We start from the raw sequence: 18,616 nt of genomic DNA on the forward strand, positions 1-18,616 counted from the left end.
CTACTTCCCTGTGACTAACATTACAAGAGCTGAAACTACAGTAATTGCTAAACCAATGTACATAGCGTTTGTAGCATTTTTCTTAGCTTTCTTTTGTTCAGCTTCATCTGGATAAAATTGACCACTCAAAAGCGACACGGCAACAGCGAGAACTGTTACAGCTCCCCCTAACCAGACAGTAATATTCGTAACAGCATTGGCAGCTGCAGTAAACTCATTTTTCAATTCCTTCTCGGCCTGGGCGCGATCTGCATGTGCGATAATTGGAAAATTTATTAGTAAAAATATCCCAACTGAAACCCATAAGTAGTTGATCTTATCTTTCGCTTTCAAAAATGCTCCCTTAATTCTTTTCATGTTCTTCTATCCTTTCGGTTGTTTCATCAGTCTCTTCTTTTTTTTCTGAATTCATGGTTGTAGAATCCTCTTCTTTTCTTTCTTCGCTAGTTTCCACCGTGCCAATCTTTTCAACATACTCATTTGTTGGGGATTGTTTTGTTTCATTAGTGATAAATGGAACCGGAGAAGAAAGAATTTTACTATCTAGCGCTTTGACAGTTACTTTTCTTGTGTAGGTATCCGATTTTTTTCCGTGGCTATCAACTACAGAATAAGTTAGCGTGTATTCACCAGGAATGTTGCTGTTGACTGTACCACCAACGGTAATGCTTGTTACCGGAATGTCTCCGTCTTCGTAATCAGTAGCAGTTACTCCAGCTAACGGATTGAAGTTATCTCCAACTGAAATTTCTGTATCTTCTACACCCGTTATAGTCGGTTTATCATTGATAATTTTGATTGTTCCTGTAATGGTTGTTTCCTTACCATGTGAGTCAACAGCTTTTATTGAAATACTGAATTCTTTTTCTTCGGTTGTAGAAACAAGGTTCAGTGCTGCTTCATCAAAAGTAATTTCAATGTCCTTCCCATTCTTGTCGTCTTCACGGTCTGTTACATTGATTGTTTTTTTGTATGCTTCCTTATCGAAGGAATCGCCTATGTGTAAAGTGAATTCTGGTGCAGAAATCTTCGGAGCTTCATTTACTACCTTAACTTTTATAGAAACATCAGCTGCTGCTTTTCCTTGAGAGTCTTTTACGTTGCCGTATTTGACTGTGTACGTCCCCTCAGAAGTAACATCTACCGTGTTTTCAAGTATGTTTTCCGTTGTCAATTCAATGTTTTCACCTTCTCGGTCGTAAACTCTAGCATGCTCCAGTGGGTTAAATGGTTGATCAATTTCGATCTCAATATCTTTTGCAATAATCTCCGGTGCTGCATTAGTAACATGGAAAGTAATTTGTTTAGGTATAGCGCTAAACTGCAGGGAGTCTTTAACATAATATGTCACGACGAACTCACCCTCTTTACTCGTTGTGAACCCTCCAGAATCAACAGCAATATATCCTGATATATCTCCATCTTCAAAATCTGTTGCACTCACATAATCAAGAAGGTTTACATTGCTTCCCATAGGAATTTCAACGTGAGAGTTTGAAACTGTAATTTGTGGAAAGGCATTTACAAATACTCGCAAGACTGCAGTAGCTGTGTTGCCAAATTTATTTTGAACATAAATGTTTACTGTTTGCCAACCAAGTACAAATGTGTCTATCTCAGTTACACTAGCTTTTGGAGCGCTATCTCCGGAGTCTGCTACAGTAAAATAATTGAACGCACTGAAAGCAGTTCCTTGACCAATAACAATTTCGCTGGCAGCCAAAATGATTTGTGGTGTTGACTGTACTGGCGGAGTTGGTAGTTCCGGTAATGGATTTTCTGGAGCTGGCGGATTATTCTGAACTGGCGTTTCTGGAACTGGTGTTGTTGGTGTGTTAGATACTGCAGGTTTTGGAAGTATTGACGATATATCTTGATTCAAAACTCTAGTGACGTGGTTAGAATCCGAAAGTCCTAATCGTTCGGTCGTGTACTCCCCTAACGTAGTTGAATTTGAAATGATCTGGTCAATTTTTTTCCGTTCTTTATCCGTGATCACTTCTTTAGAACTTTTTTCTTTTTCCTTCTTGCCTTTTTCCGGCTCTACACTGCTTGTCGTCTTCTTCTCTGAACCAGAACTGCTTGAAACAGTCGGATCATTTTCTTTACCTGAAATATTGTTACATTGGGTAAAGGCTATAGCAGAAGCACAAACGAGAGTTACAAAACTTGCGACTAAAGCCTGCTTTTTAGTAACTTTTGTAGTCATTTAAAAATCTCCTTCCTTAGCATTTATCTACATTTGTTAAAATCTAAACTTTTTAATGCTTTTAAGTGGCCGTGTTCAAACTGTTTGAGGCCTCAACTGCAGGAATGACTGCAGCAACATTTTAAACCGCTCCTTTTTGGCATTTTTAAGGTCCAGATAGTAAGTTATGCTTTTGCTTAGTTGTTCATTCGTTAAAGTATTTTTCTATCTCTTCTTTAGTAATCCGCTCACGAACATTGAACTGAGCAATGTTTACCTCTTCTTTCGTTGAAGTGTATTTTCCAATACAGACTTTTATGGCCATTGATCTTTTTGCTTTAATCAAATTGACTGTGTGAATCAATGAAATTGATTCCCTGGATAGTAGTTTGTTTTCTTCAAGCTCTAAAAGCTTGTTGTGCTTAACAAAAATATTTTTTAAAATCCCTTTGGGGTTGTATTCGAGTCTAATTTCTTTCTTGTTGTTGATTAGACTAATTTCTTCCTTTGCACTTGCTTGTAAACATTTCTTACACAAAAATCTCACCTCAATAACTTTTTTTAAAAAAAGTTATTCTAGTCACCTATCACAACGGAACAATGTAATCAATTGATCTCGCAATACTGGCTGGAATAACTCTAAATGATACTTGATTCAGACCAATTACATTAGACTCAGAAATCAAAATTGATTGATCCTCATAAACGTGTTCGACAAAGGCTACATGACCGTATCTACTGTCGGCCCCAGCAACTCCTGGTTGGAAACAAACAACTGATCCACTTACAGGCTTGTTTTTAACTGTTAAACCAGATACAACTGCGTTGTACGTCCAATCCATTCCGTTTCCTAAAGTAGCAGGAATTGTTTTACCTAATTGGAAAACACGGTTGTAAGCGTAAGCTGTACAGTTCCCATAAGCATATGCTCCCATTTCTGTTCCGTCGTAATCTTCAAAATCACTGTCTTCATGTGTTGCAGTGTTGATAACACTTGTTGCTGCAGGTGCTGCTTCTTCTTTTTTGTTGTCAAAACGCGTTAGATCATATGTCTCAATCAAGCCATTAAGCTTTTGATTGTACTCAATATCTGTCGCGTATGTTCCCGTCAAAGCTTCTGTGGCTTCTTGGTAGCTGCTCGCATTGCTTTTCCATGTGCCGGCATAGATTTCAGCATTCCATGAAACACCTTCTGTCAGTAACTCAGAGTAATCTTGGAAAGATTCCTTGTAAGAAGGATACTGACGGAACATAGATTCAATTTGGTAAGATTCTCCTTGTTCTGTTTGTTCAAAAGTAGGGAATACTACGAATTGACCTTCATATTCACCTTTAATACCAAATAGATTGTAGTAAGGTTCTTGGCTTAGTTGACTTGATCCAGACCCACTTTCCAAAATTGCTTGAGCAATCATAACAGAAGCAAATAGATCCGTTTCTTGGCCGATTTCACGCGCATGTTCTCCAATTTGTTCTACAAACTCTTCTGTAGTTGTTGATTTTTCAAAGTGGAAGCTGCTTGGATCTACTTTTATTGTTACTGAATTTTCATTTTGCGGTACTACAGCTGCAGGTTGCTCGCTAATGTATCCGTTTGATCCAGTATCCGGCTCCACAGGAGTTGTAGGGGCAGGCGTTGGTGTTTCATTTGTTGTAGGCGGTGTTGGTGTCGGAACAGGCTCAGGGCTTTCTGTAGAACTTTCTGGCGTTTCCGGCTCTGGGTTAGACACAGACTCTTCTGTACTAGAATCTGTTGTTTCACTTGATCCTGTCTCTTCTGTTTCTGTAGTTGTTTCTTCTGTTACAGGATTTTCTGGCACGTTCCCCATTTCAGCGTAAGTTGTAATTGGGAATGAACTTGCTAGTAATACTGATACTGATAGTAATGCTAATGTTTTTTTCAAAATGGTTCCTCCTTGTTTGGCGCTTCGCTCAGCGGTTTCAGGCGTTGTCCTTTTAAAAAAGGACAATGATTTAGCTAATCATTGTCCTCATACAATCTTCAAATATCTTACACAGTTTCTTTTTTTCTTTTTAATAGAATAAAGCCAGCAGCTGCAGCAATTACGATTCCCATAATTGTTAGTGCAGCTTTTGCTTCTTCCCCTGTATTTGGGTAAGATCCTGAGCTAGTTCCTCCACTTGGGTTTGATACATTACTTGAGTGGCCTTTCCAGAAAACTGTTTGTCCGTAGTCGCCTTTTCCATCATGCTTACAATACAAATCTTCTTTTTCTTTGTCATTGTATGCTGCTTCATCGAAGTAGACATTTTCATTCTGAATAGTATTCGCTGGAATTACTGTTTTTACTAGCATTTTCCCGTTTTCGTCAATAACTACTTCACCATCGAATTCATCGTAGACGGTTCCTGTTCTCTCGCCTACTAATTTAGTTACTAACCATTTTCCTTCTTCAAAGTTACTGCTAAACTCAATTTCATCATAAAATACGTTTTCGACTGTTGAATCAAATTCTTTCCCACCGCCGTTGACATACGCTTTAGTTCCCATGCTAGGAATAAGCTCTGTGTTATTCCAGTTGATTTCAATGTCTTCTTTATCCTTGATTTCAAAAATCATTACCGCTGTTTGTGTTTGAGACAATGTAAAGCCATCAGGGTATTTTACTTCTGTTGCACGGTATGTCCCAGCTTTCAACTTCAATTCGTTTGTTGTAGTTGTAGTAGTAAACACGAAGTTTACGTCTTTTGTGTTTTCACTGATTCCTTCAATATGAATTTCAGCACCAGGAACATTTAGAATTGCAGTTAGATCTAAATCATTTTTCTTGTTGAACGAAAGAACAGCTGTTTTCAGTTCATTCTTAAAGGTTCCAAGGTCGTATTCAGCAATTGCTACCTCATTTGATTCGTAAGGTACAGCGTATTCTACCGCTTCAAACTCACGGTAATTTTCTGGTTCGTTTTCTTCATCAAAAATGTAGAAGTTTTGTTCACCGTTTACGAATGGAACGTTGCTCTTTCCATTACCTTCACTGTCAGTTAAGATAGAATCAAGGTACTCGCCAGCTGGAACCATAACTGTCTCTTGGTCGGGTGCAGTTGTGTCATTTACATTTTTGTTAGTGAACTCAAGTCCTTCTGCGGGTACCTCTTCATAAACAGGGGTACCTTCTTCTGTTGTCTTTTCAGCATTGAAAATTTCTTTTGTTTTGTTAAATGTAATAACCGCGTTTTGCTGGTTGTTACGTTGAGTAATTTTTGTCAGTTCTCCACCTACAATTTGACCAGTAATCGGAGTTCTGTTGATAGTGTATCCAGCAGGTACATCAGTTTCTACTAAAGAATAATCTGAACCGTGAATGTAGTCATTTGAAATTGGTGCCCAACCATCTTCACCAGTTGTAAAGGACACTTTTTCTCCACCGATCGTTCCTTCAAACGTAGTGTTTGGAACCATGTTTCCAGTTTGGTTGTCTTGTTTTCCGATTTGCAATTGACCTACACCAATAATTTTTACTTTATAGGTTACTACTCCTTTGTAGCTTGTTGGATCACTCCAAATTGCTAGTTTTTGAGTGGCACTAGCGTACTGTGCTTCTGTTGCACCTTCACCGATACCAATGTCTCCTCCAGGATTAACCGGTGGTGTACCAGCCCTAGGAGAAATAAGAGAATCAGCCAAAATACCTTTTGCTGTAACTGTTACTTCTACGTTGTTTAATGCTTTTAAATCAGCATTTTCATCTAATGTCAGTTCGAATTGACCATTTTTGATTGTAGCTGAAACTCCAGCCTGGTCTACTACGACCGCAGGGTTTGTTAAACGGCTCAATACAGAAGAGCTTTCAGATCTTACGATTTCACCTTTCTTCAACTCTTGAATAGGTGTTTGAGTCAAATCTTCTTTTAAAGATTTTTTATCTCTTTCAGCCACCATTGCATTTGCTGTTCTCACAGCCCAATCATCTTGGCTCAAGTGACCACTGATATCAGCATTTAAAGCCGACGGCTTCCACTGCTTCAAGATATTTGCAATTTCCGCAGCACTCAATAAATCAAAGTTCCGATTATCAGGAATGTTGTTCGTCGCCAAGCTGTTTCCGGCTACTTGTTGAATGTATCCCCACACTGCAGCTTGCATGTACGCATAGTTTGATAAATTTACAGGATTGTCATATCTTTTCCCAACAGATTCTGCTCCATAACCAAAATGATAGAGATAGGCTAACTGCTGATCAAGCTGCTTAGATAAGCCAATGTCCGTTGGTTGGGAGTAAATAGTAGCTGTTTCTCCTTGAGTGTTGGTTTTACCAGCTTCTAAACAGGTCCATAAATTCCCTTGCACTTCGTCTGGTACAGTAAGTCCAGATTGCATAATGCTCTGGGGTACGATTCCATGTCCTGAGTAATACCCTAGTGGCCCACTTGTGTTAGTGAGTTGCCATTCTGCCACGAAATACTGCCCAACAAGTCCACGGCTTGAATCAAGCAAATAATTCTGTGGTACAGTTGCTTCAATGTTTGCAGGTGTAACAGGAGATTCATTTTCAGCTGCTTCGACTACCATAGAACCTACATTTATTAAACTAGACGATAGCATAATGCCTAAAGTAGCTAAAGTTTTACTTTTCTTAAATAACTTTTTCAATCTATTAGATTTCATTCTTTTTCTCTCTCTTTCTGTTTTTTGTTTTTTTGAGATCCCATTCTACTGGTTGAGGTTGGCGCTCTAGGTTGATTTGTCATTACTTTTCATTCCTTTCTGGTAAAAACAAAGGGAGAAGAACAATGTAAATGTTCTTCTCCCTTATTGTGCTTAATAATTTAAGCTGTATGTCCATTTATAAGTTCCATCTGATTGAATGGCACCCCAGTGACTTGCAGAAGTAGCATTATCATCTGCCAGAAGTGCTGCATTTTTGGCTGCTATACAAGCTGCTTCGGAATCAAACCAAACACCAGAGTTTCCTGGAGACGGCTGTTGAATGACTGGGGGTTGTGGTGTTTCAGTTCCACTGCCACCAGTTCCGCCTGATCCTGTTCCTGATCCGCCACCTGTACTTCCTCCGGCAGATCCACCTCCAGTAGCGCCTGATCCACCCGATCCTGCTCCGTAGTCCGGAGTGTAGCTGTTGTTGCCTGCATTTCCTGTATTTGTGTCATTTCCAGCAGTGTAGTCATTTGTTGGATTGTATGACTCTGGATTTCCACCAGCTTCTGTAGGTTGATCTACCTGGTTATCTGAATTACTTTGGTTGTTGTCTTCTGCAGAAGCTTCTCCAGTCGCGGTTTCTTTTTCTTTTGATTCTTGTTCTGCCTTTTTCTTGTCAATTTCAGTTTTAACCTTCGTAAGTTGATCCGATAAATCTTTTTTCAATTTTGAATCTTTGTGTAGTGAATCTACGGCTTTTTTCGCTTCGTCATAAAGCTTGGTGTCTGTACTGATCACTTTTTCCTTGTACACTTTCAAAACCTTCTCTTTAGCTGTTGAAACCTGTTCTGCTTGCTTAACAGCTTGGTTTGCTAAATCGGTCATGTTTTTGTACCAAAAATTTTCAGAAGCCGCTGTTTTCATTTGTTCTGGGTGTAGTTCAATGTATTCCAAGTAACTGTACTCACCTTCCAGGTTTTCCAGTCGCATGTTGTAATACTTGTCTGCTTGGTCTTGATCTTCAATCGCTGCAATCATGTTACTAATATGTTTGCCTTCTTTAGCAGTAAAAGTTGCTGAGAAATTTCCTTCTTTTACATTTGGATCATTTTTTAGCTGTTCAACAATCTTGTCGATATCTTCTTTTTTGACATCATCTTTAATAGAAATAGATTTTTGAACTTTAGTTCCTGAAATAACTGATTCACCATCTTTAGTGTTGTAGACTGCATTTAAGTCTCTTTGCAGTTCGTATTTGTAAGTAATTTCTTCAATCATTTTGGTTCGGAACGTTTCCTGCAGCTTAGTGTTCTCATGCTCATTTTCAAATTTGGTTCCTTTGATCACGCTAGAAATTGAAGCTTTCTTGTCATAGTTTTGAATTTTTTCTACCACTTCGCTATCCACTGAACTTTGAAGTGCTGATAATTGTTCAGAATCAAAGTAACCACTCAATTCTTTGAGATCGTCCTCAATTGTTTGCTCGGTTTTCTTTATTTCTTCTGTTGTTTTCTTTTCAGCAGCTGCAGCCTTACTTTGTTCACTCAGGTACCAACCAGCGCCGGCTAATACACCAACTGATAATGTGACTACCCCACCAATCATGATATTTTTGTTTTTATTCATTTTCTTCTCTTCCATTCTTTTCCCTCCTGCTTAGGTAAAATGATAATTCATTAAAATTATTTTACCACGGCAAACCGAAAAATACAAACGGAATACCGAATAATTATTTTTCGTTATTAATAATTAGTTTATACATTTTCATGTTGTAAATAAACCCTATGATAAGAATAATTGTACTAAGCAGCCAAAATGTTTCAAATGAAAGTAGTAGTAAAAACATGCTAACTCCAATAGAACCATAGCTGATCCTATGTTTGATTACTAGCTTTTTCAATTAATCGATCTCCTTGTCAATAAAGGCTCCCTTTACTCATTAGTGAATTCACTTTTAGGAATCAAAGTGTACCAGGCTTATTTTAGGGAATAAGCACCCATTTATGACTTTCCCTTCTTCCCTAAAAAGGTAATTGTCTCTGCCTTTCCTCTTGGGTATCATCAGGCCGACAGAAGCTCTAATGAATTACGAATTTTTTTATCCCTTATTCGGTTTTCAAAGATCCAGTGTTTTGGTTTTTGGTTTTTGCAGGGAATCTTCACTAATCAATAAAAAGAGCCTTTTTCTTTATTTACTAGCCGATTTTTTTCTTAGCATGTAATGGCCGACGATACTTCAATCGTTGTACACTTTCATACTTGGCTAACCTCTCTGCAAAAATGGAGTATTCCTTAACTACAGTTTTAATATCATTGTAAAGTTCAGAAATACTTTTGATCTCCGGTGTTTTATTTCCTTCGTAGACTCTTTCAATAAAAGTCCCATCACCTCTGTTACACCAAACTCTCTTGTCATATGTTTTGACAGTTATTGCTTCTTTAGAGATATCCAGCGCGGTACAAATACCAGTGATTTGTACTGCCGCCTTCCGATTGCTGCGTGTTGCTTTTTTATTTTTTGCTTCCAAACTCCTCACCCTTTCTTTAAGATTGACAAGTTAACGGATAACAAAAAAAGAAGGGCACACATGAACTGTGTACCCTCCCAAATTTGTCGCAACTTAAGCACTCCAAGAGACAATTATATACAAAAAAAACTGTTACAAAAGCACACACCTTTTAGACAAAGTTATTCGATCAAACCGACCAACTTTCCTAAAAAAATGGCATGACCCCTCCTGTTACTTTTACAGAATTTCTGTTATAATTATCCGTGTTGTACATTTGTTACAACAAAAATGAGCCGAGATCAGTTCATAGGGTTATACTATGAATTGCTCAACCTGATTTTCCGCTGACTGTAAAAAGAGTTGGCGCTCCTTTTACACGAGGGATTTCAGGTCTGGCTCTATTTTGTTATCCGCTAATCTCTCAATCTTAGCAGTTTTTATTTTGTGAATTATGTTTGTTAAAAATAAATTTTTTACATACATAGCCTAGCACAAGAAATTGAACTTTGCAATTCATTTTCAGTTAAACCTTTTTCAACCTTTAGTAATCAACAACAAAATTTCTTTAAAAAACTGACTTTTCTCAAGCAGTTCATGCACTTTCTGTTAAGTAATTTTCATCTAAAGTTGAAAAATTTGTTAAACATTAGATAACACTGTTTACTTCAAATTTACTGCGTTAAAAATAATTAGTTGTAGTATAATAAGACATAGCTTTTTTGAATACTCTTCAACTCTATTTCTTAATTATTAAATTCAGTATTTGAAGTAACTGTCGCTTTTATCCACCTACTACTTGTACTCTTGGTTGGATTTCCAACAGAATCAACATAAGTTCAACCATTAAAATCAACTCCTTTCTTTCGATACTCTAATTTTAACAAATTGGTAGAATAACAGCATCAATTTTTTGAGTTTGTAAAAATTTAGAACATTTCGGAATTTTTAGTGATCTTTGTAACAGTATTAGAACAAAAAAATGTCTTTTTCTACAAATTTTTATTTCGAAACAAAATAAAATAACAAGGAGTATTAAAATGAACAAGCCTGGAGATATTCTAAAAAAATTTCGTTTACTTAGAAATTTTAATCAAACCGTTCTTTCTAAAGGAATAATTTCAAGACCTGCGTACTCTAAAATCGAAAATAACTGGCAAGAACCAAATTATGAAATTTTGACAGCATTACTAGCTAGACTCAATTACGAAATCACTGATTTTTGGAGAGAGCTAAATAGAGACAATGTAGTAGATCAGTGTTACAAGCTTTTTCTAAAAGGACTTGAAGGTGACTTAACGGAACAAGAGGCGAGAAACTTGATACAAGTATTAGAAGATTCTAAATTCCTAAGCAATCGACACTATCATCTGTATGGTATGACCAAATCTTACCTTCACAATTCTTTTCCTAGTATCATTTCTTCGCTAGAAGATTCTGATAAAGAATATTTTAGAACTTACATAAATTCTTTAAAAAATAGCTACAGCTTGTATGACTTGAAGATAATTGGAGACTTTGCTACTCATGTCTTACCTTATTCAGAGATCAAGAAGCTTTACAACCGCTTACCAGAATTTAGTCCCTATGATTATGCTGAGGACACTCAACTCTATAGAACTCAGATACATAAAATCTACAATAATATATGTGATATTGCTGTGTTAGAAAATGATTTGGAACTAGCAAGCGAGCTTTTAGTGAAACATAAAAAGTTTGCAAAAGTCCACTCTGATCTTAGGTATTTACTATACATTCAGATCAACGAAGCTATGATTCTATTTAAAAAGTCAGGAAATATCTGTGACTTAGATAAGTTAAAAGAGGTTGCAAAAATCTTTAATCAGATTGGAGACATAAAAACTTCCGAAGCTGTTTTGTATCAGTATAATTCTTATGTCGGTGAAGATACTTATAAACCTGATTCAGCAATCACACACGATTTTTAGGTTTTTTCCTGCTGTAATTTATTTTGTGCTATACTGTTAAAGGCAACTTGCCCCCAAAGGGGGTGTCGTTTGTGGATCAGTTAATCTCATTGGTTATCGCGCCTATTCTTGTAGGCTTAGTGGTAGCACTATTTTCTCACTGGTTAGAAGAGAAAGACGATAACTAAGCAAGTTGTCTCTAGCCCACACGCTCAACGTCGCTGAGTGAATAAAAAAAGCCAATTCCTGTATCTCTGACCAGATACATTAAGGAATTGGCTTTTGTGCCGTTGTTAACAGCTAATCTCATTGTCGCAAGGATAGTATAACACAAAAAGTCTGTAACGTCACATTCAATAGTTTTTATTCGGATTTTCGCTTCTTGGTAAGTTCCAATCCAACCTCTTTTTCTTTTTCGATTGATTTTAGTCGTTTCATTCTTTCCTGGTTCTTCTCCGCTTCGCTTACCTTCAGTTTAATACCTTCAAGCATTTTAGCCATGTTGTTTCCTACTCTCACAGCTGACTTAGCTTGTTGTGTGTGGCTACGTTGCTCATTGATCTTCTTCTGTTCACGATTAATAAGCGATTCCAGATCCTTCATTTCCGTTTTTCTAAGATCTCTCAAATCATTTAGCTTTTGCTGTCTTTCAGCTACCGGCACTGTCATTGAACCATTAGAAAGTGATTCTATACGTCTATCAATCATTGCTACTGTAGCTTTTCTTCTTTCGATTTCCTGGTTTAAGACTGAATCCAAGTTTGTCTCTTTCCGTTCTTCTTCCTTCCACTTTTCAGTGTTTGCAGCAATTGATCTTTCAAGCTTTTGAACATCTAAGTGATCAGCACCTAATGTCTTTTTAAGCTCAGAATAGGCAATGATCGTTTCCTTTTCCTGCTCTGAGAGCTTAATTGAGTATTGGAATGTTAGTTTTAAGCCGAAATCTCGTTCTACTGTTGCTAAAGCTTTTTGCTCTGCAATAACTTTCATATTCTCTAATGCTGGCACCTTAACCTCTTGAGCAGCCTTAAGCTGATTGTATTGATAAAGGTCATTATTCATCAAATATCTGGCCTGCTTGTAGGTTCCCATCAAAGATTTAGCTGTCAAATCACGTTCCGAAAACCAATTCTCTAACTCCGCTAATTGCTTAGCTTTTGGAGCTTGTGCAATTTTTGGTAGCTTAACGATAGAGTCACGTTCTTTCCACTTGGTTTCTAGGGTTTCTAACGTGCTACTATGCTTCTCAATTTTCTTTTCGTATTCCTGAATTGTCGTTGGGCTTTCCTTTATAGTTCGCTTGTAGTTATCCAGGTTAGAAACGATTGCCCTGTAACTTTCGTACTCTGATTTTCTAAGAACACCTTTTGATTCTCGTTCAATCTCAAACTCTTTCAGTTCAAGTATATTGGTAAACATTTTCGCTTTTAGATCCTCTGGAGCGTATCGTTCAGCACTGTTGAATAGTCCGTAATTGGCTTCTATTTTGTAGTCTAAAGAGAGTGGATCACTTAAGCGCTGCTTCGGAGACAATTGCAGCTCTTTAAGAATATCCTTAATCTCAGGATTCGCCTTAAGAAACTCGTTAGCACGAACTTTCAAAATATTCTTTGTTTCGTTCAGCAACTGAATGTTTTGTTTCACAGTCTTCAAATTCTCTTCAATAGCGGAAAGTTTTGATTTTTGGGCTTCCGTCAAATCGACTACACCATTTTTATCAGTAAATGACTTGAGCTGCCTTTCAAGACTGCCTTTCCACGAATCATAACTTAGCAGGCGTTTCTCCAGGTTAGTTCCAGTTAAATCACCTCGAACAAGATCCTGTGCTTTTCTGATTTTGAAATTGTTAATCACTCTGTTTTCTAACTGCAGCGAAGTCATTTTTTGATCACCTTGTCTTATAAGTTCCTCATGAAGACCTACAATGACAGCTTGGTATTTAGGTGAGTCGTATTTATCAATAAGGTTGTGGTATCCGCCTGATTTAAGAGCATGAACAGCTTGTAATTCATAAAACTGTTTGGTGTACTCCAGTATAGAAATGTCTTTAATAACTTTAATTTTTTGATCATTGTTAAGCGCTGGTAATTTTTCTCGTAGTTCAGCAATCTTTTTAGTAACAGTCTCGTGGTTAGTCCAACCTTTAACAATAAATTTGGCTTTGTTGAAGTAAAGATCCTTCTCCACTTGAGAGATAATCGTCTTGAAATCAGTAGTGTTTAACTCTTTGATTTTCGAAGAGAATCGAACAATCATTTCGTCCCTGTATCTGTTCGAAATTCTTTGTAAATCGTTATCGGTTAGTTTTCGACTGTTTACCTGTTTGGAGTTTTCTTCCTTAATTTTTTTTGCTTCATGATCTCCAAATTCTTGAGCAAACTTGTAAAAAATGCTGTTCTTTCCATCTAAGAAATCTCTAACATGTTTCAAGTAATCAAACTTGTTTTTTGTTGACTCTTTCAGTTCATTCTTGGCATTTTCCAAACTTGATTTTTCGAAATCAAGGAGCTGCTTACCCTGCTTCTTTAAATCCTTTTCTTTCTTTTCATAGTAGTTGATTTTGTTCAAAGCAACCCGAATATCTCGTTGGTTCCCCATGTACATGGTATACGAAATAACCAGTGAATGCCGATCCTTTTCAACATTAGTTTCGACTGCACCTTTTTCGACAAGTTCTTGTCTTTTTTGTTCAAGAGAAATGATCTTATCATTGTATTGCTTAATCATGTTATTTCGATTTTGTTTCTCCGTTTTTATCCCTTTTGATTCCATTGCATTTGCAGCAACTCCAACGTGTTTAGTTGGTAATGCTTCAATGCCTCTTTCTTTAAAACTTCTGTGGTCAATTCGCTCCAAAGAATTAGCCATTTCTAAATGCTTGTTACAAGTTTTTGCCCATTCTTCTCTTAGTTCATTTAGGTATTCTTTTTTATTCCAGTCCCTGTTTTTTGTAGTAAATCCATCTGCAGATATTTCCCTTGTAGTTAACATGACGTGTGCGTGTGGATTTTCTGGGTGATCCCGGTGAATTCCTACATCAGCAATCATACCTTTTCCAACACAGTTTGATTGCAAAAAGTCCTTCATCAATTCCCTTTGCTGCTCTTCATTCAATTCGATTGGCAACGCTATTTGTAATTCCCTTGATAGTTGTGAGTTAACTCTCTTTTCTGCCTTTTCTACTTCGTTCCACAAGCGTTGTCTATCGTAAACCCAAGAAGGAGAAGAATCAGGGGCTAAAATCATTGTCTCAGGCATTACTTCTCTTTTGTAGAACTTAGTTTCTCCAGTATTTTCATCAATTAATTTCTCACCACTACGGTATGCAGCAGAAGCAACAGCATTCTGACCGCTACCTCTGGAAATAATTTTCATTGAAAAATGATAAATTGCCATTTCCTTCTCCTCCTTTCGAATTAATAGGCATAAACGTCGTAGACCATCATATCGAATAGATAGGATAAATGATCTTAGCACACAAACGGAGTTTGTATAAGTGCGCCCTTACCCTACGGTTAAGGGGTGTCTTCTCTTGGTTTGTCTGACCATTATACCATATCTTGTTGAATATTTGGAAGTCCTTGTGTATACTAAAATAAAATACCTTTCCAAAAAGATTGAGGTGATTCATATTTCCAAGGAATTAAATGCAATTGAAAAAAAATTAGAAGAAATTCGGAGAGAAAGGGAAAGGGCCGATAGGGAATTTAAGAGTCTTATATATCAACAAAAGTTGGCTGACTCAAAACAAGAGCGAAGAGAGCGTACTCACCGTATCGCTACTAAAGGAGCTATGTTAGAAAAGTATTTTGATTGTGAATCCTACTCTTTCGACGATACCGAAGAACTGTTAAAGACTTTCGCTAATTTTGTAAAAGAAAATAGGCCAAAAAAATTTAAGGAGAAATATCATGGACCAAAACAAAACGAATGAAAATACACTAATTGAACCTGCTAGGAATCCTAGGAAGAAAAGAACACTTGAAGAAAGAATTTTAGAAGCTGAACAGAAAAGAGAAGCTGCTGATCTTGAGCTAAAAGAACTCCAAAAGAAACAGAAAGCTGAACTCAAAAAGCTGCATGCGAAAAAAGATAAGGTGGTAGGGGACGTTTTGAGAAAGGAAGTACCTGGTTTTGAAGCTTACTCTGACACTGATTTAAAGAAGTTAGCACTTTTGTTTGCTTCTAAGCTAAAAAGCGGTGATCAGTAGTCACCTGGTTGCGTGATTTTGACCTTGTCTTTGGGTTTTAGGTTTGAAATCCGTTGAGAACTGATTGTGTACACCTGGTACGTAGTGCCAGCTTTATATTTATATTATATATTTTTAAGCTTTTTTCTTTTTAAGATATTTTAGCTTTTTAATCTTTTAAACCTTTTTAGAGCCGGATAAACCTTTTAGTACCAATGGTTTCCGGCTCTTAATGTGTACAAAAATGAATGTGTATGTGTACAAAAATGAATGCAAGTGCGTACAAAAATGAATGTGTATGTGTACAAAAATGAATGCAAGTGTGTACAAAAATGAATGTGTATGTGTACAAAAATGAATGCAAGTGCGTACAAAAATGAATGCAAGTGTGTACTTTTTATTTACAAAGTACACGTTTGGTGCTAAGATAAAAGACATAGAGAAATCTATCTCAAAACAAGTTAAGAAAGGGAGTTCTCCATGTCTACGTCTGATTTTAGTTTATCAAATAAGGTTGCTCAACACAATGATTTGATCACAAGTGTGTCTACGTTAAATATTGTTCCGTTAAAAATATTTGAAATCATAGTATCATGTGTGGATACAAAAAATCCCAAAAGGGAAATAACACTTAGGAAAGACGATATCTATGCTGTATTTGAAACAAAATCTACAGCAAAATCTAATTATTTTAAAAATCATTTGCACACTGTAATGCAGCAGGGAATGATTATCGAACTTCCAAATGAAAAGGAAGCAATTGTCCTCTTATCAAGTTATGCAGAGTGGGAAAAAAATGGGGACTTACTTACAATAGAGTTGAATGAAAGAATTATGCCATTTCTAATCGGGTTGAAAGACAATTTTACGCAATATCCAATCAGCGAAATAATTCATCTAAATACAAAGTATGCCATCATTTTGTACAAATGGTTATCTATGAATCTTCGAATGTTTGAAGAATATAGAAATAAGAAATTTGAGAATCCATGTATATCCATTGAAGAATTTAGAACTATGGCAAATGTTCAAAATAAGTATACGGATAACAGGAATCTGGATCGAGCAGTAATTAAAAAAGCAATTGCGGATATTAATAAGCAAACAAGCATTAATGTTGAATATGAAAAAATGAAAAAGGGAAACCTTATCTACGGATTTTCTTTCCACATTTCAAGGAAAAAGGTTGCTCCAGAATTGAAGAACCCTGAAATTTTGGAACAAAAAGAATTGTCAGATTCAGAAATTTATGCAGAATCACTGCAGAGTAAATATACCGATTATTTGTTGGAGTTAATGCTTATTGCTCCTACTACGTTGCGAGATAGGAAAGTAATGATTAGGTTATACAAGCAAGTATATTCTCTGTATGATCAAATGCGCGAGCTATTGCCTAAAGGTTACAGGGAGATCCGGGAACATTTAATTGATCTGAAAGAGAATATGATTCCTGCTGAGGAAGGGAAGGAGAACATAGTTAAATACTTAAGAGTTTCAGCAGAAGGACAACTAGAGAAGCTTAAGATTATGGCTGCAGTATCAATAGACGGGTATGTGGTTAATGAAAAAGGGCCACGTTTTGACCAGCATTCAGCCGAAGTAGCTAATGACGTGACAATATACTAAATCAACATTCGCAGGAAACGCTCTTAAAATTCGATTTGAGCGTTTCTTTTTGTTTGTGGGTAAAATATCATTTGTTTGGTTGAAAGGCCTTAAAACGAAAAAGAAGGGCTTTTAAGCACCTTCTTTTTCGTTTCCTATACCTAAATCCTTACTTCCGATTGTTTGGAAGCCTGTGAATCCAAGCTCATTTAAAATTGGTTTATCATTGTCTGTTGCTGCTGCAGGTTTTTGATCACCAGCAAAGCTCTCTATTTGCTCCTCCTGGTGCGTGTGAATAGGGTTTGCTGGAGAATACCCCAGGTTATTCATAAGCAGCTGTATAGCCTTTTTAGCAGTGTAGGTGTAATCTCTACGCTCCAGTCTTTCAGAAACCAGGAAATCGAACATGATTTTTTCTTCCGGTTTTTTTAAATCAAGAGTGAAAGTGATTCGTTCTTTATCAGGATCTTTTTTAGACTTCGCCATTTGAATCACCTTGCTCTCGTTGCTTTTGCTGCAACCGGCCAAGTTTGTAAAAACCTTCAACGTTTGAAAATTCACTGTCTTTAGCAAACTCGCAATTTGGAATGGCTTTTTCCACTAATTCCTTGATAAGTATGTTGCTGCCGCCCCCAGTGAAAATAATAAGATCAAACTTACCGAGATTTTTGAATGTGGATTTAACAGTTTGAATTATGAGTTCAGTGTATATTTGCCGCTCTCTTTGGACCAGCTCTGTGATATCTTCTGAGATTTTAGCAGTTGGTGAGTAGTAAAATTTGTTTTCACCAGACTCAATGCCGGCACGTAAAATGTGTTCAACTTCATACTGGTTTGGTGGGTCATATTTGCCAGAGTAATTGTTTATGATACGGTTGTACAGAGTGTATATCCCTGTTTCTTGCTGCTCGCGATCAATTTCTTCAAAGTCAAAGTTTTTCTTGATAGAATCCATTAAAATGGTTCCGCCACCAATATCAACTAAGCCAATTGTCTGTTCAAGCAACTGATCATCTGTAAGGTTCAGTTTTTCATTTAATAATTTTGCATATAAAGTTCCAACAGGCTGTGGAACAACGATAACATTAGTTACTTTGACATTTATTTGTTTCCCATCAACTAACAAAGAATGCTGCTTGTGTAAGGCTTCCATTAGGGACATCATTACTGATTTAGTACGGTCCTCTGTAGGAACACCAATCACGATTTCTGCTTCGATCATTTCGCTTCCTGCAGCTTTGAAAGAGTTTGCTAGAAGACCTATTGAATATGAGCATAGTTTCAAGAATAGTGGATCTGAGTAACGTTGAACCCCAAATTGAATTGTGTCTGTTACCAAATCATCTTTTCCAAGCTGGTCGATATCATTTCCTAACAAGAATGTTTCAGAATCGTTTAGCAGCTGATACTCATGTATATCTAGTTCTTTTTGCTGCGTTAGCAATTTTCCGAAATCATTGAATTTCCCACTGTTTGCTAAGTGTTTATTTAGTAACCGGGAAGGGAATCTAACGCGGTCCTTGCTGCTTTTTAGTTTAACTTGCTTATTTCCTAAATCTAATGCGAATATTTTTGCTGTCATT

15 protein-coding genes are annotated in these 18,616 nt (G+C 36.8%); 5 read left to right on the top strand and 10 right to left on the bottom strand.

The annotated features are described in order from the left end of the window. The 7 genes from IW510_RS18990 to IW510_RS19020 form a co-directional block, all read right to left on the bottom strand. On the bottom strand, window positions 1-357 hold the full coding sequence (locus IW510_RS18990; protein WP_202062351.1) for a hypothetical protein: 357 nt from the start codon (window positions 355-357) through the stop codon (window positions 1-3). Then, on the bottom strand, window positions 344-2,209 hold the full coding sequence (locus IW510_RS18995) for an immunoglobulin-like domain-containing protein (protein ID WP_202062353.1): 1,866 nt from the start codon (window positions 2,207-2,209) through the stop codon (window positions 344-346). The genes IW510_RS18990 and IW510_RS18995 overlap by 14 nt, the downstream gene beginning before the upstream one ends. Before the next feature lie 184 nt (window positions 2,210-2,393). Further along, the gene (locus IW510_RS19000) at window positions 2,394-2,726 is read right to left on the bottom strand and encodes a hypothetical protein (protein WP_202062354.1); all 333 of its coding nucleotides are present in this window, start codon (window positions 2,724-2,726) and stop codon (window positions 2,394-2,396) included. A gap of 49 nt (window positions 2,727-2,775) precedes the next feature. Further along, complete coding sequence (locus IW510_RS19005; RefSeq protein ID WP_236674823.1) at window positions 2,776-4,092, bottom strand: glucosaminidase domain-containing protein; 1,317 nt, start codon at window positions 4,090-4,092, stop codon at window positions 2,776-2,778. Window positions 4,093-4,199: 107 nt separating this feature from the next. Next, a complete protein-coding gene (locus IW510_RS19010) occupies window positions 4,200-6,719 on the bottom strand; it encodes a SpaA isopeptide-forming pilin-related protein (protein WP_202062356.1) in 2,520 nt (839 codons plus the stop codon). Between the two features lie 249 nt (window positions 6,720-6,968). Continuing rightward, window positions 6,969-8,444 (bottom strand): hypothetical protein, encoded by a 1,476-nt coding sequence (locus IW510_RS19015; RefSeq protein WP_202062358.1) that lies wholly within the window; start codon window positions 8,442-8,444, stop codon window positions 6,969-6,971. Window positions 8,445-8,998: 554 nt separating this feature from the next. Continuing rightward, window positions 8,999-9,331, bottom strand: a complete 333-nt coding sequence (locus IW510_RS19020; protein WP_202062360.1) for a hypothetical protein — start codon at window positions 9,329-9,331, stop codon at window positions 8,999-9,001. 1,019 nt (window positions 9,332-10,350) lie between these two features. Between IW510_RS19020 and IW510_RS19025 the strand changes: the two genes are divergently transcribed. Beyond that, the gene (locus IW510_RS19025; protein ID WP_202062362.1) at window positions 10,351-11,259 is read left to right on the top strand and encodes a helix-turn-helix domain-containing protein; all 909 of its coding nucleotides are present in this window, start codon (window positions 10,351-10,353) and stop codon (window positions 11,257-11,259) included. Window positions 11,260-11,330: 71 nt separating this feature from the next. Continuing rightward, window positions 11,331-11,426 (top strand): type I toxin-antitoxin system Fst family toxin, encoded by a 96-nt coding sequence (locus tag IW510_RS19030; protein WP_330932673.1) that lies wholly within the window; start codon window positions 11,331-11,333, stop codon window positions 11,424-11,426. A 175-nt stretch (window positions 11,427-11,601) separates the two neighbouring features. Here the strand turns inward: IW510_RS19030 and mobQ are convergent, their stop codons facing one another. Further along, window positions 11,602-14,634 carry a MobQ family relaxase gene (mobQ, locus tag IW510_RS19035; RefSeq protein ID WP_202062364.1) on the bottom strand — a complete coding sequence of 1,011 codons (3,033 nt, stop codon included), beginning with the start codon at window positions 14,632-14,634 and terminating at the stop codon, window positions 11,602-11,604. A 187-nt stretch (window positions 14,635-14,821) separates the two neighbouring features. Here mobQ and IW510_RS19040 point away from each other — a divergent pair, with 187 nt between their 5' ends. The 3 genes from IW510_RS19040 (at window position 14,822) to IW510_RS19050 (ending at window position 17,054) form a co-directional block, all read left to right on the top strand. Next, window positions 14,822-15,172, top strand: a complete 351-nt coding sequence (locus IW510_RS19040) for a hypothetical protein (protein WP_202062366.1) — start codon at window positions 14,822-14,824, stop codon at window positions 15,170-15,172. Next, entirely contained in the window at window positions 15,150-15,449 is a 300-nt protein-coding gene (locus IW510_RS19045) for a hypothetical protein (protein ID WP_202062368.1), read from the top strand. The genes IW510_RS19040 and IW510_RS19045 overlap by 23 nt, the downstream gene beginning before the upstream one ends. A 459-nt stretch (window positions 15,450-15,908) precedes the next feature. Continuing rightward, entirely contained in the window at window positions 15,909-17,054 is a 1,146-nt protein-coding gene (locus IW510_RS19050) for a replication initiation protein (RefSeq protein ID WP_202062370.1), read from the top strand. 111 nt (window positions 17,055-17,165) lie between these two features. Here the strand turns inward: IW510_RS19050 and IW510_RS19055 are convergent, their stop codons facing one another. Beyond that, window positions 17,166-17,519 (bottom strand): hypothetical protein, encoded by a 354-nt coding sequence (locus IW510_RS19055; RefSeq protein WP_202062372.1) that lies wholly within the window; start codon window positions 17,517-17,519, stop codon window positions 17,166-17,168. Beyond that, window positions 17,506-18,615, bottom strand: coding sequence for a ParM/StbA family protein (locus IW510_RS19060; protein WP_202062374.1), 1,110 nt, complete (start codon window positions 18,613-18,615; stop codon window positions 17,506-17,508). Before IW510_RS19060 ends, IW510_RS19055 begins: the two co-directional genes overlap by 14 nt. Window position 18,616: the final 1 nt, after the last annotated feature.

It is taken from the genome of Enterococcus sp. BWR-S5 (genome assembly GCF_016745255.1).
GTDB lineage: Bacteria > Bacillota > Bacilli > Lactobacillales > Enterococcaceae > Enterococcus_L.